Annotated in this window: 1 protein-coding gene; it reads right to left on the bottom strand. The window is 35.2% G+C overall.

Features of this window, described 5'->3' with window-relative positions; all coding sequences use genetic code 11:
- On the bottom strand, positions 1-223 hold a 223-nt coding region (locus tag DLK05_RS16710; RefSeq protein WP_209319946.1), incomplete at its 3' end, for a transposase.
- Between the last annotated feature and the right edge of the window lie 397 nt (positions 224-620).

Below are 620 nucleotides of genomic sequence, written 5' to 3'. Positions count from 1 at the left end.
CCTCTTCCAAAAGCTTCACTTGGCTTATCTTTTTAGATAACGTGCATAAAATATGGACATGATCCTTATGTCCTCCTACACGAACAGGATTACATTCCAAGCCTTTACAAACTCCTCCAATGTATTCAAACAATTCTTTTTTTACATTCTCATTAATGAAAGGATGACGGTTCTTTGTGCTAAATGTGATATGCACATAAACCTTTGATAATGATTGTCCCATAGATTTAATGCTTACGCCCATTCAGGGCTAAATTCAACTAAATATTTTTTTTCATAGGGCGATGCCCCCATGCTGATGATTTTTCCCTTTCAGGGAATAATTTATTTATTTCTCAAATATATACCATCATAGTTTTCAATTATCCCCTACGTGTATTTTATCGGATTTATTGTAATTAAGGTATTCGTCCTGAAACGATCAAATTAAAAAAAGCAGGAGCTTTGGACATGCTACATTTGTTGCCTTCAAGATACATTTGTCCTGAAAGGACTAAGGCAATAGCAACGGGCAAAGCCCGTTGATTCTAATGCAATTTGTTAATCAAGCCCCGAAGGGGCGAAAGCCTAATTCCAAATATATTTCTCATCAAAATCAACATTGTATTTTCGAAGAAAAG

The organism is Ancylomarina longa, from assembly GCF_003996985.1.
Classification (GTDB): Bacteria; Bacteroidota; Bacteroidia; order Bacteroidales; family Marinifilaceae; genus Ancylomarina_A; species Ancylomarina_A longa.
The sequence above is the reverse complement of the archived record's forward strand: the minus strand, read 5'-3'. Positions and strand labels throughout refer to the sequence as shown.